The sequence below is a fragment of the Chitinophaga sp. W3I9 genome (assembly GCF_050434025.1).
In the GTDB taxonomy this organism is placed as follows: Bacteria; Bacteroidota; Bacteroidia; order Chitinophagales; family Chitinophagaceae; genus Chitinophaga.
Map to the genome: position 1 here is coordinate 3,131,441 of NZ_JBNPWC010000001.1, position 19,886 is coordinate 3,151,326.

The following is a 19,886-nucleotide window of genomic DNA, read 5'->3' on the forward strand; positions in this document are numbered from 1 at the left end:
GATCATTTTATTTGAATGTTACATTGATCCCTATAGTGTAGGTTTTCAGCATAGGATAACTCATCCCGTTTCCGGAGCCATCGTTCAGCTCAGGATCTGAGCCTTCAATAACTTCCGGGTCCATTGTTTTCACGTACTTGTACATCGGGCTCCAGGTCCACAGGTTCTGGCCGGTTACGTAAATGCGCGCATTGGCCATACCGGCTTTGTTCACCAGTGATGCGGGGAGGTTATATCCCAGTGTAATATTTTTGAGACGCAGGTAAGCTGCGTTCTGTAAGTATTTGGATTGTGTTACCTGTAGTTCGGCGCGGGAGTTTAGCGCGGTGTAGCCACGCATGCGCGGGAAGTAGGCGTCGGGCTTTTCTTCCGACCATACATTGTTCACCACATCCACCGGCTGCCAGCTGTAAGGGCGGTTATAAGCGCCCCAGAACAGGGAGTTATCGGCTCCCGGCCAGAAGTCTCTTTTACCAATACCTTGCAGGAAAAAGGAGAAGAAGATATTATTCCATTCCATGTTGCCGGTAAAGCCATACATGTAACGCGGGGAGCTGTTGCCGATAACTGTTTTATCGCCCGGATCAGCGAGTGAGCCGGCACCTTCATTGATCTTTTTATCGTTGTTAAGATCTTTAAATTTGATATCGCCAGGTAATATTTTGTTGGCGGCGGATACGCGGATAAAGCTCTGGTCGATGCCACGGGTATCTATTTCATTTTGATCTTTAAAGTAACCGTCGTTTACAAATCCCCAGATATCGCCGATCTGCATGCCTTCATAGTAGGTGTTGATGAGGCCGAGTGGATTATTGAAGCGGGTGATCACACTTTTATTATCAGACAGTACCAGTCGGGCATCGTAGCTGAATGGTTTGCTGCCATTGGTTTTATTCCTCCACCCGATAGATATTTCCCAGCCTTTTGTTTCCAGGTCGGCATAGTTGCCTTTGGGTTCGGTAGCGCCGAATACGCCGGGGAGCGGCAATCCGTCGGTGAACATATCTTTCGTTTTGCGGGTGTACCAGTCGGCCGTGAGCGTGAGGCGGTTGTTGAGCAATGCGAGATCAGTGCCGACATTCAGCGTAGTGGCCTTTTCCCAGGTAAGTCCGTTGGGGATTACATTGGGTTGCTGCGTATAGTCGGGCCGGATACCGTTCAGAATACGGGCCATTTGCGTTACGCTCATGGTTTCGAGGAACTTGTAAGGAGCGATATTGCCGTTGCCGAGGGTGCCATATGATGCCCGCAACTTCATGTCGGATACCACTTTATAAGGGATGTTCCAGAACTTTTCTTTGGAGATCCTCCATCCTGCGGAAGCGGATGGGAAGAAGCCCCATTGCTGCGTTTGCGGGAATTTGGAGGTGCCGTCGTACCGGCCGTTTACTTCCAGGAGGTAGCGTTCATCGAAGTTATAGTTGATGCGGAAGAAGCCGCCGAGTGTGCGCCATTCATTACCGCCGCCTCTCATGGTGAAGTTGAGCCCGTTGGTAAGGGAGAAGTCAGGCAGTTCATTGTTGATGATGCCATCCCGCTGGATGTACCTGCTTTTCAGCAGGGAATTTTCATAGTTATAGCCGGCCATTACCTTGAAGTAATGTTTACGGTAGGTATGTTCATAATCGGCATAGACGTTGGCGGCGAGATAGTTTGTTTTATCGTCGTTTTCGTTGATCTTACTTTCGCCGCGTTCCAGTGCCACGCCTGGTTTTTTGCTGTAGGGCACGGGCGTGTATATACGCGTTTCCACATCGTTGAGCCGCCAGAAGGTGAGATCGCCGTTTACATGTACTTTATTTTTAAAGAAGGTAGCGGTAAAGCGGGAGGTGTTACGGATCTGCGCGCGACTCAGTTCTGACTGGTTATTACCGGAGATAAAGCTGCCAAAGACGATGGAAGCATTTTCGGTGAGTGTGCCATCCGGGTTGCGGAGCATGGCGATGGGGAAGGCTTCATCGGAAATTCTTCTCCACACGGGTGTGTTACTGGGATGGTTTAATATTGGGTAGAAATAATTTGTTTGTGTGAAGTTGAGATCATTTTCCACTTTGAGCCACGGTAACGCCTGTACGGAGCCGCGTGCCCGGAGGTTATAGGTTTTGAAGTTGTCCGGGTTGTAACGGAAGATCCCATCCTGTGCCATGTACCGGCCGGAGAGATAGTAGCTCACGTTTTTGCTGCTGCCGGAAAGACTGAGATTATGTTCCATAGATGGATTGTTATCTGCATAGAGTTCTTTCAGCCAGTCGGTGTTGCCGTAGTAAACATATTCGCCGGTAGTGGGATTGATATCTGTTTTAGGCAGGGACGGATCGTCGTTTCTGCGTTTCAGTTCATCGAGGTAATCTAACGAGAACGGGAACACGGAGTTTGCTTTTTGCGGGTGCGAGGCATAGTCGTTCCACGAGGTAAATGCGTCGTCGAAGTTTTTGGCCCATTCGTAACCGTTAGTTACCATTTTGGGTTTGATGGTTCGTTCGTTAATGGAGTAGCTGCCGGCGTAGTTGAGGGTGGTTTTATCTTTCGCCGGGCTTTTGGTGGTGATAAGGATAACGCCGAACGATCCCCGTGACCCGTATATAGCTGCAGCAGCTGCATCTTTCAGCACGGTGACGCTTTCTATATCGTTGGGGTTGAGGAGCGAGGGTTCTCCTGGTACGCCATCAATGAGTATGAGGGCGCTGCCGCCGGCGCCGATGGAGGTGGTGCCGCGTACATTATAGGTAGCGCTGCGGGTAGGCTTGCCATCGGTCATACGGATATTGAGATTGGGAATTACGCCCTGTAAACCACGGGTAACGCTGGTGAGCGGCCGGTTTTGAAATACCTCGCTACCTACCTGGTCCACCGCACCGGTGAGGTTTACTTTCTTTTGTGTTCCATAACCTACTACTACCAGGTCCTGCAATTGTTTGGCGGAGGAGGTGAGTTGGAGGTCGATGGTGTTGCGGTTGCCAACGGGGAGTTCCTGCGGGGTGTAACCCACAAAAGAGAACTGGAGAATAGATTCGTTACCGGGTACGGCCAGCTGGTAGCGCCCTTCTGTGTTGGTGGTAACGCCGGTAGTACTGCCTTTCACTCTTACATTCACACCAATCAGTATTTCTCCTTTGTCGTTGGTAACCTGCCCCTGTACTTTCCGGGACGTTTGGCCGGATAATGCACACGGCCATGCAAGCAGCAGGAAACAGAGCATGTACATTTTGTACATAGCTGTGCAGCTTAAGTGATTCATAACTGGATTGTTTTGTTTTGGTTGACCCTTTTTTCTATAACATGAAATTGTTTGTTGATATCCGTTACCCGTTGATTCGTCTGACCTTTTCCGGACTGATGGTGGAATTCATGAACGTTGGAACATACGGTTGCGCAATCGATGTTACCTTTAAAATTAAACAAAATTTAATTAAATTAAAGTAAATGTAAGTAAACTATTTAATCTTTTTAAATATTTTTTAAGTGTGGGGAAGCGGGATGATTTCCAGGCTAACAGGGAGTTATAACTATAATGGTGGCTGTTGTATAGAAAAGGACAGTAGAGTCTTGATTAATAATTTTATATTTGATGAAAGAAATTTAAACATAAAGAAGAAATTCAACTTTCCATGAATATTACAGACAGACATCAGCTCATCCTGCAGAAATTGCAGGAAAACGGGAAAGTGGATATCCAGGAACTGAGTGATGCCTTGCAGGTATCAGGAGTAACCATCCGGAAAGATCTCAAACTACTGGAAGAGAAAAAGTTATTATACCGTACCAAAGGAGGCGGATCAACGCAGAATCCTTATACGGTGGAGCGGCCGATCAACGAGAAAGAGTTTATCAAAACGGAAGAGAAGAAAAAGATAGCCAAAGCAGCGGAAGCGCTTATCGGGATGAATGATTCCATCATTATTGGCTCCGGCACCACCGCCTTTGAGCTGACCCGTTACCTGCATCCGTCGAAACATATCACGGTAATTACCCCTGCGCTGAAAGTGGCGCTGGAACTATGTAACCGGCCCTTTGTAGATGTGTTGCAGATTGGCGGCCTCATTCATCAAACCTCTTCTTCGGCTGCGGGTTCCTTTGCAGAGCGGCTGCTGGATGATATTTCCTGCGGGGTATTATTTATCGGGGTAGATGGGATTGATATGGAATTTGGTCTTTCTATTACAAACCTGGCAGAGGCGAGCCTCAATATGAAAATGATTAACCTGGCGCAAACGGTGGTCATCATGGCCGACAGCTCCAAATTTAACCGCCGTGGCATAGGCCGCATCTGCAGCCTTGAACAGGTGGATTATATTATTACCGATAACCTGGTATCTGCAGACACCGTGAAAACGCTGAAGGAGCACGGCGTGAAAGTAATTATAGCAGAATAATTCCGTTAACACCACCACAGATCAATCCGTATGGAAACAAATCACACCACTACTTTACTCCGGCATTTCAATGAAACCATTGAAGTATGGATTACTTACCTCAACGACTATACGTTAGAGATGCTTTGCCGCAAACCCCGGGAAGACGCCTGGTCGCTGGGACAGGTGTACCTGCACATTATTGCCGATACCACCTTTTTTTATGAGCAGATGAAAGCTGCACTGGTGGACAATGTGAACCATGATAAAGCCATGCATAAACATGCCAAAGTCATGTTTGCAAAGAACGACTTCCCGGATATGTTGGTCGAAAACCCGTCCAACGACCCTTATTCAAGACAACCACAAAATAAAGAGGAGCTGTTGCAGGGCCTGTTGCGCGTAAAACAAGCCGTGAATACCTTATACGCTGCAAATCCCTCACCGGCAGGCGGAAAAACCGAACATCCGGGTTTGCTTTTTTTTAGTTCATTGGAATGGCTTCAGTTTGCAGAGATGCATATGAGACATCATCTCCGGCAAAAAAAGCGGATTGACGAACAACTGTTCCCCGGATAAAACAAACGGGGAACAAAACAGCTATCATTCGCCTGAACCGGGAAGAAGCTCTACTTCTTCAGGGATCACGAAGAACAGGACACAGCCGGTTCTGCTGGTAACGGAGTGCCGGAAGCCTGGCGGTGTGTACAGATAGTCGCCTGCCAGCAGTGTTGCATGTTCGAGCACCGCATCTCCACTCAGCACAAAGATCTCTTCACCTCCTGGATGGTTATGATAAGGATAATGCGCACCGGGTTCAAATTTGAGCAGGATGGTTTTTGAGCGCCCGGCGGCTTCATCGTACCGGAGCGACTTCACGAATATTCCTTTGTAGTGAACATTTTTTTCCACGAGAGGCTGCCATTCAGCCTGGTTACTTTTAGTGATGTAGTGATGGATGTCTGTATTCATGATCTTGTTTTTATTTGGTGAAGTATTGATCCATGCTCCATTTGCTTGGAGGCATCGTTGCTAAAAGGAAAGCGGCTGCGCTGAAGGTGAAAACGGAATAGTCCAGGGGTTCTTTCAGCCCAAAGGAATAGGTCATGGTGAGCGCAAACAGCAGGGTGAGTATCATGGCGCTGATGGCTGCCAGCGATGTTTTGAACCCCAGCAACAGTAAAATACCCAATAATGTTTCCAGGATGGTACTGGCTACTGCGAGGGCAGTGACCAGTTTTTGCGGTGCAAATGAATTTACCTGTGCTGTATACTGCAGGAATTTTCCCCACCCGGATGACTGTTGCCCCCATAACCCCAGCCTGCTTGCTACCGCGGATAAGAAGCCTGTTGCCAGTGCAAGGCGGAGTAGCAGGGAAGCGATGTGCTGATAAGATTTCATGTACCAGTTGTTTAATTGTTAACCTGATACAAAGGTGCGGTTTATAGGGACCCCAGGGAATAGAGAATCCTGCAAAAAGCATGTAATATTTAAAGGGAGAATTGTTCTTTATACAGTTTTGGGGAGATTTCTGTTTGTTTTTTGAAGAAGTTAGAAAAGTAGAAGGGATCGTTGAAGCCGAGCTTATAAGCGACTTCTTTTACGGACAGGTCGCCATAGGTAAGCAGCCGTTTTGCTTCAGAGGTAACGAGGCCATAAATCACGTTCTGGGCTGTTTTGCCGGCATGGAGTTTTGCCAGTTCATTGAGCTTTGCTTCGGTAGTGCCAAGCAGTTTGGCAAATTGCGCGAGGGGATAGTTATGCTCAAAGTTATCCCTTACTGCTTCCAGGAATCTCAGGAAGAGGGCTTCCGGTTTCCAGATTTCATCGCCACGTTTCACCTTTGCCCGGTTGATAGATACCAGTATCAGCTCCACGCGGCTATGCACAGAAATAAGGTATTGGTAAGGCTGCTCCTGTAATTCATCCCGGATGAGGGTGAGTTGTGTTTCGACGATCTCTTTATCCACGGGGATTACTTCATTCATGGCGAAGTGGCAGAAAAGCCCGTTATGAAAAATCAGCTCAATATCTTTATCATCTTTGCAGAAAAAGTCCAGTGTAAATTCCAGTACAAATCCTTGGGCATTCTGAAGCGGCTGAATGCAGTGTATCTGTCCGGAGGTGATAGTGATCACATCGCCCGGATTCAGGTCAAATGCGGTATGATCTACCTGTACCTGGAGCTTTCCTGATGTACAGTACACCAATACATACTTCATGATGCGCCTTGGCTTGTCGGGAAGCGGGCTATGGTCCAGGTTTTTTATTTCAATCATCCTGCGTTTGGGTGGTTGTGATACCGAAGATAGGGTTTTAAACGGTAATAGGAATCTGCGTATTTCTTTTTTGAAAAGCTTCTGGTGGTAAATATTTTTATACGCATTTACAATGCGTATGGGAAGTGGATTTTTATAAAGACAATTTCTTTATTGAAAACCCACAAATAAATTAGAAATGACGTTTCAAAATGTAAATGAATTGAAGGCAACTGCCGGCACAACGAATGGAGAACTTAGCCATCTGTTAGGATATCTTGAACCGGCCGATGGAGGAGGAGGGGTATTTTATTGGAATAGCACTTTCATTAACTGCCAACCTGGGTACTATATTTGAGGTGACGGGCAGTCCAGGCAGATGGATCAGGAATATTGATGGCAATATCATAAATGTCCTGTGGTTTGGCGCTTTAGGAAATCCTGCTGTTGATTCAACCAATGCACTGAAGGATGCCGTCAAGGTAGTAAATGCCTACTCCGTCACTTCGCCAGATCCGGGTACCAGCTATTATGGGAATAAGCCTACATTGTATTTTCCCAGGGGCGACCGGTATACGTGTAGCGCTACCCTGAATATCGGCGCAGGTGTGAATGTGGAAATGGAGGCACCGGTGAGTTTTGTCGACCCCACTGATTCACTGCCAGGCATGGTAATAGGAAGTGACGGTGCAAGTAATGCATCCGTGAAACTCAGCATCCGGATCGTGAAAGAAACCATATCGGGCTGGACGAATGAAAGCTGTATCGGCGTAAAGCTTATTAACCTTTTATCATCAAGATTAAACCTGGAATTTGTAAGTTCCTTTACCATTAACGCGCAGCTCATGGGTAGTGTGCAATGCGCCTACAACCGGGCGGGGATAGGGACATTGAAAGATGGCAAAATACAGCTGGATCTCCAGGCGTCGGGAACAGAGGGGTTTTGTAATGAAAATGTTTTTACCGGCGGCCGGTTTGCCGTAAACTCACTAAGCGGCCTGGCGAACAAAGCAAGATATGGTGTCAGGATTGGCATGTCGGGAACAACAGCGCATATTCCCAACAACAATGTATTTTACAAACCCAGTTTTGAGTTGAGCGCATCAACCGGGTGGCTAACTATCCGAACTATTATAATGACGCTGTCAATAACAGCAATTGCTGGCAATCACTTTTCCTGCCCCTGCATATCAACAGGTATAACGCTACCAGTTACTTTTTCAGAGGATTGCACTGCGCCGATAAAGCCAGCAGCGCTGTGTTACCATCAAGGCTCATTGCAGGGGTAACCAGCAGTTACGTGGAGATATCCGGGAACACCGGCATAGGCGTTTTTATCAATACATCGTCTGCGAAAAAGTTTATTGTAAGAAAGAATGTGGATACCGGCTTCGGAGGAAGGGTATCGGTGGTTTGCTACGACAGTGCAGGCAATGTATTGACGCCTGTAATCGGCGCCAACCTCTTTTCACCACATTTGACAATAGTTAATACAGGGCAATTTGGAGGGTGTTACCTGAACAACTCAGATGTTGAATACCCAACCAGCTTTAATGTAGCGGATAATGTAGCGTTTGTAAGAGTAATATTAACATCCGGGACAGCGAACCTGAGAATAAGATCATTTTCCGTGGCTACACTTGACTTTAAACAGGTAACAGCTTATACCGGCCTGGAGGCAGCGGGCATAGATCATCATTTATCTTATGCAGCAGTGGTGCCAACAGAAGTGAAACCCAAAGGAACCATCATATATAACGACTGGAGTATAACAACCGGTCATCTTTGCTGGAGAAATGCAGACGGAGGTACTACCTGGATGGAGCTATAAGCAGGTAGCGGTATTTCAACGCCCGTATGCAGCGGGCGTTGAAATACCGGCTCTATTCCGGGCAGGCGGGAAAGGCAGTTGTTTGCAGCGTAAAAAAGTGAGGCATTGTTTTTTATCACACTATTTTAGGGCTACTAAATAATTATTATTAATTTTCAGTATAAAATATTACGATGCGCCATCTATTCAAACTATGCCTGTTACTCGCCGTTTATTTGCCAGCCATGGCTCAGAAACCCGCCAATGAACTACATTTTACCAGCAGTCAGCAGCAGCTGATCACGGTGTACAAAGGAACTATTTTTGTGAACGGCAATAAAGCTTTTGTGCTTCATGAAGATATTATCAACTACAAAAGTAAACGCAACCGCCTGGTGGAAAACGGTAAATCCGTTTTTCTCTTCCTGGAGGTAAACGGCAGCCCGAACAAGAACAGGCTGTATGTGTTTAATATCGACCACTCCCTGGCAGATTCCCTGTTGAGTGCAGTGAGCTCGGATGTGAAAGACTGGGACCGCGATGGTGACCTCGAATTCGGCGGCAGTGATGTTACAAAGGTTTACCCCGCTGCCGATTCAATGTATTACGTTCCCTCGAAGTTCTATGAAATAAAACGTGGTAAAATTACTTATGACGCCGAGCTTACGGAAACCACCGACAAAAAAGTCAATGGTATTTTCCTGGCCTCGCCTTTGAACAATACGGTAATACCTAAACCGAAGAAACGGTACTAGCCGGAATTAGATTTCGGGGTCGTTATTTTTTTCCCGTTGCTCGGCTTTCCAGATAAGGAGGTCGATTCCCGACAACCCGGAAGGGTGGGAGGAAGCGTCTTCCTTATCTGTTTTTTCTTTCTTTACAACCGGCGCTACCGGTGTCAGCGTTTTGAAATCATTTGTAAAATCAGTGGTTGCGGGCCGGTTATTTTCCCAGAACTTCGACAGGAAGTTTAACGCCTGCTGAGGTGTATCTATCTTCTCTTCCTCCTTCAGCAATTCCAGTAGCTTTAAATCGAATCTCACCGGTACCGGTTTGTTTTTTTCTTTTGCCATAGTGCTAAAGGTACTACCTTACCCGCACACCAGGAAAATATATCCGCCTGGCGGCAGCACCTAATCACTTCCTCAATAGATCTTCTTGCCGAAATTATAGATGGCCGCACCGGACAACAGTGAAATGAGCACTGCCAGTGAAAGCACACCTGGCCAGATGGCGCCGGTGCCGTTTTCATTATAGCGCTTTAACTTAAACTGGCTCCAATCAATATTTTTAACCGGCTGTTCCTGGAAAATGGCCGGATAAAAATACAGGCGTAGCTGTTCATGATAATTCCTGATAGCCTGCTGGAAATCCAGGTGCTGCTGAAGATCGGATCCGGCGATTCCATTAAGCGTAAGCTGGGTTTGAATACCAGGAAGAATAAGCGCCACTGCAGTTGTAAAATCGTTCCTTTGTGCCAGCTTTTGTTTCATAGACCTGGCGCCCGGTGCGGCCTGGTCATCGCCGTTTTGCTGCATGGCGAAATACCAATACCAGCTGAACGCCAGTTCTTCCGGGAACGGGTATTTTTTAAACTGCGGATAATGCCGGTAAAATGAGGTGAGAGCAACGCGCTTATCCATATCCCATTTTTCGTGGTATCCTTCCCGTTGCATCACCACGGTTTCCAACGCTTCAGGAACGGGATATTTCCGGGTAAGCCAAACATTTACCAAAGCAGGTGCGAGTATGTTCAGCACCACCCAGCATGAAATGAGCGTCACCGCATTAACGCTGGAGGACTTTCCCCGTGAGATGACCCAAAAGGAGAGGGCAAACCAGAACAGCAGGTACAGGCTTAATACCACGATTACCGCCAGCAAACGGAGATCTGCTGCAAGCCGGAGGTAAACAATCGCCGCAGCTATTAATACCAACGCTGTCAGGTAAACGGTACTCATCCTCACCAGGAACTTCCGCCATAGTATTTTTAAAGGAACAGCCGATTGGGAACGCAGCAGCCCCCAAATACCGGACTCCTGTTCTCCTGAAAGTAAATTATAGCTGAATGCAATGATGATGAGAGGAAATATGAAGATAAATACAAAAGCAAGATCCATATTGCCGAGTAACAGCGTGGAAGGATTGTTAAGATCGGTATCATAGAGCTGTCCTTCCAGGCCCAGGGTGGTAACCCCGATGAGATAAGGATTGATGTCGCGCTGGCCATTGGAAAATGCCGCCCAGTTGCGTGGCATGTTGGCCATCGAAAATTTGGTGTGATATAACATTAATCCCAGTTCTTTGCCGAAGTATTTAACATTCCTGGCCGTATTTTCTGCCTGTAGTTTTTCGGCTTTGACAATCACTTCCTGCTGCCTGTCTGTAAAATTCTTTCCAAAATATAACCCGGCCAACCCGCTGATAAAAAGGATCAGTATCCCTGTCAATACCGTTTTATTCCTGAAAAAGATCTTGTATTCCAATTGATATATATGCTGATTCATATTTGCTGTTATAAAGTTCTAACCCATTTTGATGACAGCAGCAGGCATCCCAACAAGGCCGCCAGCCAGCAGAGTAAGGAAATGATGGTGCTGATGTGATGTGACATTACCTGGTCAACCGGTTTAAACACGTACTTAAAATCGGCCTGTTCTGCCCAGTGCGCCCGGCTGATGGTTAAAGGTTTATCTTTTTCTCCCGGTGTGGTGTTGCTGATTTTATCTTTCTGTAATTTGTTCATACGCTGGGCAAGCCCGTAGCGGTAAACTTCTGCCTGATCCTGGAAATCAGCAAAGGTGTTGAAGTCGGAGGCGGTCAGCGCCATGGAAAGGTTCTTTATAGCGAGGAACGGGTTCAGGTAGCCGACTGCCACCTGGAAGCTGTTCTGCTGCTCAAATGTTTTCGTCAGCGCTTTCTGATGGCGGGTATAAATGCCGGCGGAAATTCTTTCTCCTTCGGCCATCACATAGCCGCCGTAGTTAAAGGGCAATTGTTTCACATCACTTACGCCATACTGTTTTAAAACATCTGCTCTGAATTTCGCATAGTGCGGATCGTCCGGGTTATGGCTGTCGCCTTGCTGGTGCAGGTCTGATTCAACGGCAGCCGCAAATTCAATTTTCGATGGAGAGGGGTACACTTTAACGCCGATCGCCTGGGTAATCCGCGGCATCACAATAGTGAAAAACACCCAACAGGCCAGCAGCGTAGTAAGCGCGGCCCTCGATGTTTTGTGCACCGCGGATACCACTACGGCAATGCCGGCGCAGATGATAAAGTATACCGCGTAAGCCAGTACCAGTAATAAAAGACGGATGGTTGCATCGGCCGTTACCTGCCAGTGACTTAGCATTGCCCACAGGAAAATGGTGAGCAAAATAACCGGGATGAAAAGTGTAAAGCTGACGGCAATAATCCCTGCAATTTTTCCCGTTAGTAATGCCGGCCAGCTAACCCCCTGGCAAAGCAGTATTTTTAAAGTACCGTTTTCGCGCTCCGCGGAAATACTGTTATATCCCAGGAAAAAGATCAGCAATGGAACGAGCAGCTGTAACACCATGGCCACACTCATTTCTCCGAAACGGAGCATGCCATTGGAGAAGCCGGCTTCGCTGAAGTTGACGGTATTTTGTTTGTGCGCCTCCAGGAAAATGGATACGCCCGCAAAGCTTTCAATGCCAAAATCAAAAAAGCTCAGTTCATGTTTATCACGGAACGCGAGATAGCCGTAGTGGGCCATCCGGTGTGGGTGCTTATCCGGTTTTGCCAGCCATTGCTGGCGGACGATTTGTTTATATTTCAGCCGCTGGCCATTCTGGATGTTGAAGTTCTGCCACCCGATGTACATGGCCAGGCACAATGCCAATCCGAGGATCAATGTGAGTACCAGCGTGGCTTTATTCCGGAATGATGCTTTCCAGGTGCTGCCTGCAATCAAAAAAATTGTTCTCATGCGATCAGAATTTATAGGTAGCGTTGAACATCATGTTTCTGGGAGAGCCGGGGAACAGGCGGAGATAATTCTGCGCGCCTATCCAATAGGTTTTGTTCAGGATATTGCCCACATTCAATGCCAGTTGTATCCTTGTTTTAGCCGGACTGTAATACAAAGCGGCATCCAGTAATGTATACGCCGGCAGTGTGAAATCGCGGATATACCAGGGTAGTTTGTTACCACTGTATTGAATGCCGGCGCCAAAGCCAATTCCTTGCAGCAGCGGGTGATCGTCCAGGTCGTACCGGGTCCATAGGCTGCCGCTGTGTTTGGGCGTGTTTTGTACGCGTTCTCCTATGAGTTTGGGGTTTAAGTCTTGCAGGATGATGGCATCCACGAAGCTATAGCCTGCATTAAATTGCCAGTTGGGCATGATGAACCCGGAGGCTTCGAGTTCTATTCCGCGGCTGCGTTGTGCGCCGCGTTCCGCCAGCCGGTTCACATCTTCCGGATCGTTGGCATTCATCAGCAAATTCTTCTGGTTGATTTCAAAAAAGGAAATGTTCACCATCAGCAGATCATTCAGCCATTCAGATTTTGCCCCGATTTCTTTAAGATCGCTTTCCAGCGGTTTGTAGTTGACGCCTGCCGGCGGAGGTACAATTACCAGCGTGGAGGTATTGCCCTGTGGCTGGTAACCGCGGAGATAAGTACTGTACAAATTAATATTCGGAGAGATGGCATAGATAAGGCCTATCCTTGGCAGCAGTTGCTGTTGGGAGATCTTTTTTTCACCGGGAAGTTTATAGTTGCTGAAATCTTCATACCATTCCTGCCGCAGGCCCAGCGTGAGGGTGAGCTGTTGATAATTCACCTGGTCCTGGATGTATACGCCGTTAACGAGATAATAGGCAGGCGGGATCTCTGTTTTGTTGAAAATATAATCGCCCAGGTTCCGGATGGTATAAACGGGGCTGGCGAGGTTAAAGAAGTCGACATTAGGAACCGGTGCATTTACGCCGTTAATTGTTTTAAAGAGATAGGCATCTTTCTTTGCCGGATCGTACCGTGCAGCAATGGTACCGTCTTTCAGCCGGTAGCCCAGGGCGGAATTTTCGCCGCCGCCACGGTACTTCTGTGTGTTAATACGATCGTATCCCGTCACGATCTTATGATGTACAGCGCCGGTGCTGGCGTTGATACTGAAGTAAGCGCTCAGGTTATCTGTATTCCATTTCTGTTGCCGTTGTACAGCGCGCATAGCAGCGAGGGTAGGGATAGGGAGATTGTTTTCATCCACGCCAAATGCATTGGTGGTGCGGTGTTCGAGCAGGTCTTCATTCCAGGTTTGCTTCATATAGGCAACGTTGAAAACCACTTTTGATGTAAAGGCATGGGAGCCGCTGATCATCAGCATCAGGTCCTGTGTATTGAAGTAATCGTTGCTGGCGCCCATATTAAAACTGATGGGGGTGCTGTTGAGGTTTGTTTGCCCCGCGATAGCTCCGAATATTGCCTGTCCGCGATCCAGCCTGGAGTTGCTGTTGTTCATCACCAGCTCCGCATTCAGACTGGTACTTTGATTAGGCACATAGGAAAAGGACGGTGAAACCAGGTAGGCCTTTTTGTATTGCAGGTCGCGGAAGCTCTTGCTGTTTTCGTATCCTATATTCAGGCGGTACAGCAATGTTTTTTCCTTATTCAGCGGGCCGGTGAAATCGAGGGCAGCCCTTATGGTGCTGAAGCTGCCGGTGGAGATGCTGACCTGCTTCCTGTTTTCCGTGAGTGGTTTTTTGGTCACCATATTGATGCTGCCTCCGGGGTCTACACTGGAGAAAGTAGCGCTGGCCGGTCCTTTTATCACTTCAATGCGTTCCAGGTTATTGGTCAGCGGTTGATTAAAAAAGTACTGGCGTGTACGCATGCCATTGATAATAGCGCCTTCTTCGTTCTGGCTGATGCCGCGTATGGCAAACTGGTTGTAGTAGCTGCTTTGGGAAACGCCTGTTACATTTTTCACGGCGTCGGCCAGCGTGAATGCCTGCCGGTCGGAGATCAGTTCTTTAGATACCGAAGAAATAGCCTGCGGGATATCTTTGTTGGCAGACGCGATCTTTGTGGCAGAGAAGGAGTAGTCGCCATAATATTTTTGTGCGTTGGTACCGGTGATTTCCACTGTTTGCAGTTCTACCTTTTTCCTGGAGGAATCGGTGACCGCATGCAGCCGGGTGGTGTCGCCGGCCTTTGTCTGGGCTGTTGCCGCCGTTGATAAATATATAAAGCCTGCTGCCAAAAACAGGTTTTTGGCCATTGGCTGAGAATAAGGAAATTTCATGAAGTGTATAACTAGATGGTTTGTAAGTATAGTTCCTGTAGATCGCGGGCATTGATATCGCCGGCATTTAAGGTATGCACCAGCTGACCTTTGCGCATGATCCCAATACGGGCGCCTACATTAACGGCGTTGAATATATCATGAGTGGCCATTAGCACGGATTTGCGCTGCCTGCCGAGTTCCCTCACCAACCCCGTGAATTCATCGGTGGCTTTGGGATCCAGCCCGCTGGTGGGTTCATCCATCAGGATCACGTCTGCATTTTTTGCCAGCGCGATGGCAATGCCTACCTTTTGCCGCATGCCTTTACTGAATCCGGAGAGATGTTTATGATGCGCTTCCTGTTGTAAGCCGCAATCGGAGAGGAAGGTGGTGAGCCTGTTTTTATCATACTTAAAACCGGCCAGCCGGCTGAAGTAGTCCAGGTTTTCGGTGGCTGTTAAGCTGCCGTACAGCATTACCACTTCGGGGATATACGCCAGGTGTTTGCGTGTTTCGGCGTCACCGGGGCGCACTTCCTGCTGGTGGATCATTACCTTCCCTGATGTGGGCGCCGTAAAGCCCAGGAACAGGTTGATGGTAGTGGTTTTGCCGGCGCCGTTCTGGCCAAGCAGACAAAAAATTTCACCTGGCTTAACTTCCAGGTTGAGATTGTCCAGCGCAACGTGCGACTGGTAATGTTTTGATAAAGATATTGCCTGAAGCATAAAAAAGAATATAAGCAGCGATACACCCCCCGGATAGCGGGGGCGGAGAAATCAGGAACCGGATGTTACATCCGGTAGGAGTAAATGATTTAACAGAAAGCGGGAGGTCCTTTATTTGTACAGGAGAGCAGATAGCCTGAATAGGCCTGTACGCGGAAAAGTGAAACGGTTGTTTTAGTAACCGGGGAAATGAATACAAGGTGAGGTAGTTGTGTTGGCAGGAAATGATGCGACTGGTGTTTTATCAGATCGCACAGCTTACACTTTACATGGACAGTATGGAATTGCTCATCGCCGGTAGGGCTATGTTTTTTTACGATCAGTTCTGTTCCGGCCGTGCAATGATGATGATGGAAAGCCTCTATCAGCGGGGCACTCAGGAATATAAGCAATAGAAATACGGCCCCAATCCTGGAGAGTAGCTGAAGGCGGTATTTTTGTTGCGTATTCAAAATATGCAACGAAGTTACAATTTTCATTAAAAAGGCGAAAGGTTTATTTTTTTAAGAGCGTAACAGAGCGGGCGTATAATTAAGTGATGGTGTATTTGAAGATGGCCTGAGCAAGAGATAGCGCATACTTTGCAATTGCCTTTGACATGCTTTGGGGATACTTGGGAGATGCCTTTGCTATGGAGTTGACGTGGGGTTGATGTGGAGGTGACGTGGACTTGATCGGTAAGATGTTGAGGATCAAGATGTTGCAGGGGGGGCGTTGTGTTTAGACAAACAGAAAAGAGAAAAATATTGGATGTCAATGTTTTATACTTGTTTCAAAGATAAACCTGATCAGCGAAAATATCAAAAAAAAGAGGTTGTACTTTTGGTACAACCCCCTGCAAATAAAATTCTTTTCTTCTCTTTTATCAGTTCTTAAGATCAAAGCTGATAAAAATATTACTCAGCGTTGCGAGCAACGAATTAGCGCTTGTTGGCGGTGTAGTACCTGGTGTGCCGGTGTTTCCTGACGCGTTAAAAGAGAAGCTATTGATAGTGCTGAGGGTGGCCAGTTCGCCGGTAGCCGGAAAGTTTGTTAATGAAGAGGCGCCTGGTATCAGCACATCATTTACCCACAGGTTATAGGTTTGTGCTGGTAATGCATAGGTGGAAGCGCCTTTTGTATAATTCTCTCCTGCACTGCTGTTATTGCAGTATAATTCAATTTTATAATTTCCTGTTTTATTGAATACCGTATTGTTGATGGTAGTATAGCCGTAGGTAGCATTGCGGTAGGAGAGGGTGGCAAAGTTGCCGCCGTAAAAGTCGAGGCGGATAGCAGCGAAAACGCCGGGTGTGCTAACAGAAGTCAGCTGGTTGGTGTTATTAAACGTACTGCTGCTGGTGGTGCTGTAGCCAAATGGAATGATCAGCTGGCCGTTTGTTAATGCAGCATTGAGGTTGAGATTAAAAGTAAGGGCAGCCAGCGGTTTCGCCTCATCGATATTATACCAGGAAAGTTTTGCCGGGGTATTGGTAGAACTTGCGGCGACTTTTAAACTGGGAGGACTGGCGCCGGGCTGCAATTGAAAGTACCCTCCGCAGGTGGCCGGCAGAAATACCCGTCCGTAGCCATACGGTGGAGCGGGGAGGAAGCCGGGTGTTCCTTTTACGGAAACAGACGCTTTAGCGGCGGTAGAATCAGCGAAGGTAGCGGAAGCAGGGGCGCTCAGATCAAATTTCCAGGTGATGTAGGGATGCTCCCAACCTGTGCTGCTGTTTATTTTATCGTGAATCGCATTCAGCAGGGAGAGGGATCCGGTGGCGTCCTGGAGCACCTGCCAAAACATGATGCCGCCGGCTTCCTGTTGGGCATACGCCGTTTTATTCTGAATGGTGGGTATGCCGTTGTAGTTAACTATGGCGCCGTCTGGCCGCCGCACGGTGTCTTTGTTTTCAGCACCGGGGTATTGCGCGGTGATCTCGCTGTACTTCATGGATTGTAAATTACCAGACAGGGTGTATAGCCCGTAAAAAGGCACGCCCACTACTATTTTAGCGGCCGCTAATCCTCTTTGTCCTTTCCAGTATTCCACGTGCTGTTTGGCGTAGCTGTAGGGCGAATGTTCGTCGCCCGCTTTGTCGTATGCCATCACGTTGATAAAGTCAAAGACAGCGAGACAGGAATCTGTTACACGGTCGCGCGTCCACCAGGCAACAGCTGCGGTCAGTAATTTTCCGTTGGGTTTGAGTTGAGCGGACAGGCCGGTAATAAATGCTTCGTAGTTTTCATCGATGTTATCTCCTTCAAGGTCTACATCGATGCCATCTACATTGTATTGTGATACGAGGTTTACCACTTTGGTGATGAAAGCTGCCCTGTTGGCGGAGGTGAGCAGGTTGGCATACTGACTCTGATTGGAGCCGCCACCGAGCGACAACAACACTTTAACGTTATTGAGATGCGCTTTTGATACAATGGTATCCAGCCCGGTGCCTTGTGATGCAGGGAAGTTACCATTTACATCCGGGTTAAAGAAAGCGATATTGAGGTGGGTAACTTTGGAGAAGTCAAAGGCATTGATATGATCTGCGAGTGTGGAAGTATATTTAGGCAGATAGGCGACTATCTTAAACCCGGTTTCTTCCAGTTGCAATGTGGACATATGCGCCGTTTTGCCGGCGTTAAGCATATACCGGATTTTTGTGCAGCCGGAAATAAGCAATACAAGAAGGGCGGATACGACTAGTTTTTGTTTCATTTTTTTTGGTTTAAATGAACGGTAAATAATAAGCGGAAATATTTGAATAGCTGTTCCTGTCCCGGTGCAGCAATACCGGGAAAGAGTGATCTGGTTGATGTTTTACATTAGCATGCCATCATTGTTATGCCACTAAAGAAGTGATATAATGATGCAGCAGGGAAGCTGTTTTTAAAACATGCTTCAGTAATGATGGGAGATGTATTTTTTGGGCGAACGGTTTTTTACCTATATTTCGTGTACGTACACAAAAATAGTGTTTATTTCTTCATATCCAAGTTTTGGGATAAAAAATATCAGGATATTGTTGTGGCGGGCAACGCTTATATATGAATAGATGAAAACAGGATTAAATTAGTATTTTTGATGTATTACCGGCTGGTATAGCAGGTTTTGCTGCAACAGGCATAACTTCGCAGCTGTAAGCCGAATAATTGAATGTTCAATAAACCAGTTAATGAAAGATACAAAAGAAGCAGCATTGGTGGGCGTGAAGGAAATTGCCAGGCGGGCGAATGTTTCCATAGGCACGGTTGACAGGGTATTGAATAACCGTACCGGTGTGGCGGAGAAAACGAGGGAAAAGGTACTGGAGATTATTAAAGACCTGGATTACCAGCCAAACATTATGGCAAGGCGACTGGCATCCAAGAGGCTTCTTCACCTGGCGGTGCTGATCCCGGCGGCTTCCGGTGAAACAGGATACTGGAATGCGCCGCTGAATGGAATCAGGCAGGCGGCTGCCGCGATCAGGGACTTCGGGGTGACTGTGGAAATATACTTCTTTGATCAGAACGATAAAACTACGTTTACTGCCAGGGCCAATGAAATTTTAAAGAAAGAATACCAGGGCATTCTGCTGGCGCCTATGTTTGAAGAGGAATCGCTGAGCTTCACAAAAAAATGCCGGGCTAAGAAGATCCCTTTTGTATTTATTAACTCAGATATTGAAACAGCCGGAAGTCTAAGTTACATTGGTCCGGACCTTTACCAGAGCGGTTACCTGGCGGCGCATCTCATCAGCTACCTGGTGAGGGAGGGGCAGCAGGTGCTGATTGTGAATATCTCCAGGGAAATGGACCTGCATCACCATTTGTTGAGAAAGGAAGAAGGTTTCCGTGCATACTATAAGGCACATCCTGCGGATATACAGATCAGGAAAACCGATATCCGGCAAACCGATTACAAGTCCGTAAAAAGCAAGTTGCACAAGGCGCTGGGCAAAACGCCGGTGGATATAATTTTTGTTACCAATTCGAGGGTGGCTACTGTAGGCCGTTACCTGGAGGAAGCCGGCCTGGCGCACATCAAACTGATAGGCTATGATTTCCTCGCAGAAAATATCGACTATCTCAAAAAGTCGGTGATCGATTTCCTGATCTGCCAGAAACCACAGGAGCAGGGGAATAAGGGCATCATGGCCTTATATGATCATCTTACACATGCCGCTGTAATTGAACGGCAGCAGTATATGCCCATTGATATCATTACCAGGGAAAACTATCTCAATTACAGGAACTAACCCTGTTTTTACTTCTCCAGAAAAAAAATATTTTACGATAGATAGCATTTTCTGAATTTTATTTCTATATTCGTGTACGTTAACGAAATGACGGATTTGTAATTCCTTTATCGCTTCGTTAACGTACATGGAATTGTGCTTTTGGGGCGATTCCTCTTTTTTACCTTTTTTTCGTGTACGTTAACGGTCTTATTTTCAGCCATCGTTTTTTAACAGCCTGTATCATTTCATCGTTGTTGCCAGGGAGTATTCAGTCAACCAAA

General features: G+C 47.1%; 17 protein-coding genes. 6 read left to right on the plus strand and 11 right to left on the minus strand.

Annotated features, from left to right (window positions below):
* Positions 1-7: 7 nt before the first annotated feature.
* Positions 8-3,238: a SusC/RagA family TonB-linked outer membrane protein gene (locus QFZ51_RS13055; protein WP_429046375.1), complete on the minus strand. Its 3,231-nt coding sequence runs from the start codon at positions 3,236-3,238 to the stop codon at positions 8-10.
* Positions 3,239-3,608: 370 nt separating this feature from the next.
* Between QFZ51_RS13055 and QFZ51_RS13060 the strand changes: the two genes are divergently transcribed.
* Positions 3,609-4,373 (plus strand): DeoR/GlpR family DNA-binding transcription regulator, encoded by a 765-nt coding sequence (locus tag QFZ51_RS13060; RefSeq protein ID WP_370911723.1) that lies wholly within the window; start codon positions 3,609-3,611, stop codon positions 4,371-4,373.
* Positions 4,374-4,403: 30 nt separating this feature from the next.
* Positions 4,404-4,931 (plus strand): DinB family protein, encoded by a 528-nt coding sequence (locus QFZ51_RS13065; RefSeq protein WP_429046377.1) that lies wholly within the window; start codon positions 4,404-4,406, stop codon positions 4,929-4,931.
* 24 nt (positions 4,932-4,955) lie between these two features.
* Here the strand turns inward: QFZ51_RS13065 and QFZ51_RS13070 are convergent, their stop codons facing one another.
* From QFZ51_RS13070 to QFZ51_RS13080, 3 genes are all read right to left on the minus strand, one after another.
* Positions 4,956-5,324 carry a cupin domain-containing protein gene (locus QFZ51_RS13070; protein ID WP_429046378.1) on the minus strand — a complete coding sequence of 123 codons (369 nt, stop codon included), beginning with the start codon at positions 5,322-5,324 and terminating at the stop codon, positions 4,956-4,958.
* A 10-nt stretch (positions 5,325-5,334) separates the two neighbouring features.
* Entirely contained in the window at positions 5,335-5,754 is a 420-nt protein-coding gene (locus QFZ51_RS13075) for a DoxX family membrane protein (RefSeq protein WP_429046379.1), read from the minus strand.
* 89 nt (positions 5,755-5,843) lie between these two features.
* Positions 5,844-6,632, minus strand: a complete 789-nt coding sequence (locus tag QFZ51_RS13080; protein WP_429046380.1) for a helix-turn-helix domain-containing protein — start codon at positions 6,630-6,632, stop codon at positions 5,844-5,846.
* A 269-nt stretch (positions 6,633-6,901) separates the two neighbouring features.
* Here QFZ51_RS13080 and QFZ51_RS13085 point away from each other — a divergent pair, with 269 nt between their 5' ends.
* The 3 genes from QFZ51_RS13085 (at position 6,902) to QFZ51_RS13095 (ending at position 9,176) form a co-directional block, all read left to right on the plus strand.
* Complete coding sequence (locus tag QFZ51_RS13085; protein WP_429046382.1) at positions 6,902-7,900, plus strand: hypothetical protein; 999 nt, start codon at positions 6,902-6,904, stop codon at positions 7,898-7,900.
* A complete protein-coding gene (locus QFZ51_RS13090; RefSeq protein WP_429046384.1) occupies positions 7,870-8,442 on the plus strand; it encodes a hypothetical protein in 573 nt (190 codons plus the stop codon). The genes QFZ51_RS13085 and QFZ51_RS13090 overlap by 31 nt, the downstream gene beginning before the upstream one ends.
* A gap of 173 nt (positions 8,443-8,615) precedes the next feature.
* Positions 8,616-9,176, plus strand: coding sequence for a hypothetical protein (locus tag QFZ51_RS13095; protein WP_429046386.1), 561 nt, complete (start codon positions 8,616-8,618; stop codon positions 9,174-9,176).
* 6 nt (positions 9,177-9,182) lie between these two features.
* Here the strand turns inward: QFZ51_RS13095 and QFZ51_RS13100 are convergent, their stop codons facing one another.
* From QFZ51_RS13100 to QFZ51_RS13130, 7 genes are all read right to left on the minus strand, one after another.
* A complete protein-coding gene (locus tag QFZ51_RS13100) occupies positions 9,183-9,494 on the minus strand; it encodes a hypothetical protein (protein WP_429046388.1) in 312 nt (103 codons plus the stop codon).
* Between the two features lie 72 nt (positions 9,495-9,566).
* Positions 9,567-10,928 carry a DUF3526 domain-containing protein gene (locus QFZ51_RS13105; RefSeq protein ID WP_429046389.1) on the minus strand — a complete coding sequence of 454 codons (1,362 nt, stop codon included), beginning with the start codon at positions 10,926-10,928 and terminating at the stop codon, positions 9,567-9,569.
* Positions 10,929-10,936: 8 nt separating this feature from the next.
* Complete coding sequence (locus QFZ51_RS13110) at positions 10,937-12,379, minus strand: ABC transporter permease (protein ID WP_429046391.1); 1,443 nt, start codon at positions 12,377-12,379, stop codon at positions 10,937-10,939.
* 4 nt (positions 12,380-12,383) lie between these two features.
* Positions 12,384-14,672: a TonB-dependent siderophore receptor gene (locus QFZ51_RS13115; RefSeq protein WP_429046393.1), complete on the minus strand. Its 2,289-nt coding sequence runs from the start codon at positions 14,670-14,672 to the stop codon at positions 12,384-12,386.
* 35 nt (positions 14,673-14,707) lie between these two features.
* On the minus strand, positions 14,708-15,403 hold the full coding sequence (locus tag QFZ51_RS13120) for an ABC transporter ATP-binding protein (protein WP_429046395.1): 696 nt from the start codon (positions 15,401-15,403) through the stop codon (positions 14,708-14,710).
* A gap of 89 nt (positions 15,404-15,492) precedes the next feature.
* Positions 15,493-15,882: a hypothetical protein gene (locus QFZ51_RS13125; RefSeq protein ID WP_429046397.1), complete on the minus strand. Its 390-nt coding sequence runs from the start codon at positions 15,880-15,882 to the stop codon at positions 15,493-15,495.
* A gap of 386 nt (positions 15,883-16,268) precedes the next feature.
* Complete coding sequence (locus QFZ51_RS13130; protein WP_429046399.1) at positions 16,269-18,101, minus strand: glycosyl hydrolase family 18 protein; 1,833 nt, start codon at positions 18,099-18,101, stop codon at positions 16,269-16,271.
* A gap of 457 nt (positions 18,102-18,558) precedes the next feature.
* On the opposite strand from QFZ51_RS13130, the gene QFZ51_RS13135 reads away from it, so the two are divergent.
* On the plus strand, positions 18,559-19,623 hold the full coding sequence (locus QFZ51_RS13135; protein ID WP_429046401.1) for a LacI family DNA-binding transcriptional regulator: 1,065 nt from the start codon (positions 18,559-18,561) through the stop codon (positions 19,621-19,623).
* The last annotated feature ends 263 nt before the right edge of the window (positions 19,624-19,886 follow it).

Coding starts and splice junctions, on each gene's coding strand:
- QFZ51_RS13055 (WP_429046375.1), bottom strand. CDS start 3,238: ATGAATCACTTAAGCTGCACAGCTATGTACAAAATGTACATGCTCTGT.
- QFZ51_RS13060 (WP_370911723.1), top strand. CDS start 3,609: ATGAATATTACAGACAGACATCAGCTCATCCTGCAGAAATTGCAGGAA.
- QFZ51_RS13065 (WP_429046377.1), top strand. CDS start 4,404: ATGGAAACAAATCACACCACTACTTTACTCCGGCATTTCAATGAAACC.
- QFZ51_RS13070 (WP_429046378.1), bottom strand. CDS start 5,324: ATGAATACAGACATCCATCACTACATCACTAAAAGTAACCAGGCTGAA.
- QFZ51_RS13075 (WP_429046379.1), bottom strand. CDS start 5,754: ATGAAATCTTATCAGCACATCGCTTCCCTGCTACTCCGCCTTGCACTG.
- QFZ51_RS13080 (WP_429046380.1), bottom strand. CDS start 6,632: ATGATTGAAATAAAAAACCTGGACCATAGCCCGCTTCCCGACAAGCCA.
- QFZ51_RS13085 (WP_429046382.1), top strand. CDS start 6,902: ATGGAGGAGGAGGGGTATTTTATTGGAATAGCACTTTCATTAACTGCC.
- QFZ51_RS13095 (WP_429046386.1), top strand. CDS start 8,616: ATGCGCCATCTATTCAAACTATGCCTGTTACTCGCCGTTTATTTGCCA.
- QFZ51_RS13100 (WP_429046388.1), bottom strand. CDS start 9,494: ATGGCAAAAGAAAAAAACAAACCGGTACCGGTGAGATTCGATTTAAAG.
- QFZ51_RS13105 (WP_429046389.1), bottom strand. CDS start 10,928: ATGAATCAGCATATATATCAATTGGAATACAAGATCTTTTTCAGGAAT.
- QFZ51_RS13110 (WP_429046391.1), bottom strand. CDS start 12,379: ATGAGAACAATTTTTTTGATTGCAGGCAGCACCTGGAAAGCATCATTC.
- QFZ51_RS13115 (WP_429046393.1), bottom strand. CDS start 14,672: ATGGCCAAAAACCTGTTTTTGGCAGCAGGCTTTATATATTTATCAACG.
- QFZ51_RS13120 (WP_429046395.1), bottom strand. CDS start 15,403: ATGCTTCAGGCAATATCTTTATCAAAACATTACCAGTCGCACGTTGCG.
- QFZ51_RS13125 (WP_429046397.1), bottom strand. CDS start 15,882: ATGAAAATTGTAACTTCGTTGCATATTTTGAATACGCAACAAAAATAC.
- QFZ51_RS13130 (WP_429046399.1), bottom strand. CDS start 18,101: ATGAAACAAAAACTAGTCGTATCCGCCCTTCTTGTATTGCTTATTTCC.
- QFZ51_RS13135 (WP_429046401.1), top strand. CDS start 18,559: ATGAAAGATACAAAAGAAGCAGCATTGGTGGGCGTGAAGGAAATTGCC.